The following is a 1,965-nucleotide window of genomic DNA, read 5'->3' on the forward strand; positions in this document are numbered from 1 at the left end:
CACTAGCCGAAGCACGATATAAGACCAAGAAATTGATTGGGGAAATCTCTGCTATTAGAGAGTAGGGTGATTTGTCTGTGAAGACAAATGCAGTCGCATAGCTATTATAGCTACTCTGGTATTTATCGAATTCAAAGATCAAAATAGAAAGCGCCACTCAACAATTAGTTGGGTGGCGCTTTTTTTATAGCTCTAGATGTTTAAATTGAAAATCAGAGAATAAACATAAGTCATAAATAATATACTTGAAAAAAGATATTAAAAATATATTCGATAAAGTGAATTAATTAAGTAGTTCGATTGAAAGGGAAGTAAAGGAGCATAATAATCAAATAAAACACACTTTTATTGAAAACATAAAATACGATAGATAATAAAATTTTTTTATTATAAATGATTTTTTAAATAGTGATATTGATTATCTTTTAGATTTGAAATGCTATCTATATTAGAGCCCTTGTAACAAGGGTTCATTAGTTTCTATCAATCATAATTAAAAAGATAAGCTATTATTTGTCTAAGGATTTTATTCAATTATTGACTGTGTCTTTTTGATTATTTGAATGAAATAATTCAGTGAATCGAAACGTAAATAAGAATTATTTTAAATTAAAAGTTATAAAATCTTTGGGTTTTTTGTTTTTCTTACCCAATGGCAGTTATTTGGTTATGAACGGTTAACTGACTGTGATTTATTTTCTAATATATAGAGTATAATGGAATCTACCAAGTGATATTAGTTTTCTTAATAAATACAGTACATTATCTGTACTAAGAAACACACTTGGTTATTGATGTTCTATTATTATGAACATCTCACAAATTAGCATTAATTTATTGAACCACAACCAAGTAGATAGGAATAAGAATGTCAAATATCAATGAGTCTTTACAAGAGTTAATGAGCCTTGATGGCGCTATGGGTGCCTGTATCGTCGACTATATGTCAGGCATGGTACTGGGTATGACTGGTGGCGGTGTTGATCTAGAGCTTGCTGCTGCAGGCAACTCACAAGTGGTCAAAGCGAAAGTCGCTACCATGAAGTCACTTGATATCAAAGGTGAAATCGAGGATATGCTAATTACGTTGGAATCTCAGATACATATCCTTCGTCCTACTCATAATCACGAAGATCTGTTCATTTACTTGGTGCTTGATAAATCAAAAGCCAACCTTGCACTAGCACGTCGTAAAGTGCAAACAGTAGATAAAAATATAGAAATATAATTTGGTTGGCAATATTTAAGCCAACGAATAGTTTATCAAAACACTCTTGTTGCTTTTACTTTATTTAAAAGCATCAGCAACAAGATTATATTCGTTATGTAATCGTCTTACATAACGAATGTGATCTCTGTATACAACAATGATTTCACTAAACTGGATGTCTTATTAAATGGTGGCAAAATGAAATGTATTGCATACGTCAGTAAAGCGCCAGTTCGTGATCATAGTGTTCGTATGCCTACGGGGTTATCAGAGATTATTAGTGCCTCTCGTGAACATAACCCAAAGTCGCAAATCACTGGGATCATCTCTTATCGTGAAGGTCAGTATTTCCAAGTATTAGAAGGTCCGCATCTTGAAGTAGACAAACTCATGGCTAAGATAGCTGCCGATCCTAGGCATGAAGATATTTGGGTTTTTCTGAACGTACGCGTTGCTCAACGTAGTTTTTCCAATTGGGGCGTTAACGTATTTGACTTCGTTGACCAAGGCCCTCTTTTTGATGCTTTTGTTGAAAAAAATAGCCCTACCTTAAATAATTTTGATGACTATCAAAAGAAACGTATCAAACCTTTTATTGATATAGAAAAAACTGACACAGTTCCTGACGAATACTATCAAGACAAGAACTTGCGATTATTGGCATGGCCTGATCTGAATAATGAAAGTAATCCTCAAATGATTATGAATCTATGTATCAAGTTGACCAAAAAACCGTATCCATTTAACTTTTTGGC

At 33.0% G+C, this 1,965-nt stretch carries 2 protein-coding genes; both read left to right on the top strand.

The features are described from left to right. The first annotated feature begins 868 nt into the window (after positions 1–868). Positions 869–1,228, top strand: a complete 360-nt coding sequence (locus AAEY75_RS14040; RefSeq protein ID WP_110924447.1) for a hypothetical protein — start codon at positions 869–871, stop codon at positions 1,226–1,228. A 180-nt stretch (positions 1,229–1,408) separates the two neighbouring features. Beyond that, positions 1,409–1,965 (top strand): BLUF domain-containing protein (locus AAEY75_RS14045; protein WP_352259899.1); only part of this gene is annotated, 557 nt, incomplete at its 3' end.

Origin of the sequence: Psychrobacter sp. TB55-MNA-CIBAN-0194 (assembly GCF_040309505.1) — a bacterium.
Classification (GTDB): domain Bacteria; phylum Pseudomonadota; class Gammaproteobacteria; order Pseudomonadales; family Moraxellaceae; genus Psychrobacter; species Psychrobacter fozii.

Bases quoted from the DNA above. Each gene is read 5' to 3' on its own strand.
- AAEY75_RS14040 (WP_110924447.1), top strand. From the start codon at position 869: ATGTCAAATATCAATGAGTCTTTACAAGAGTTAATGAGCCTTGATGGC.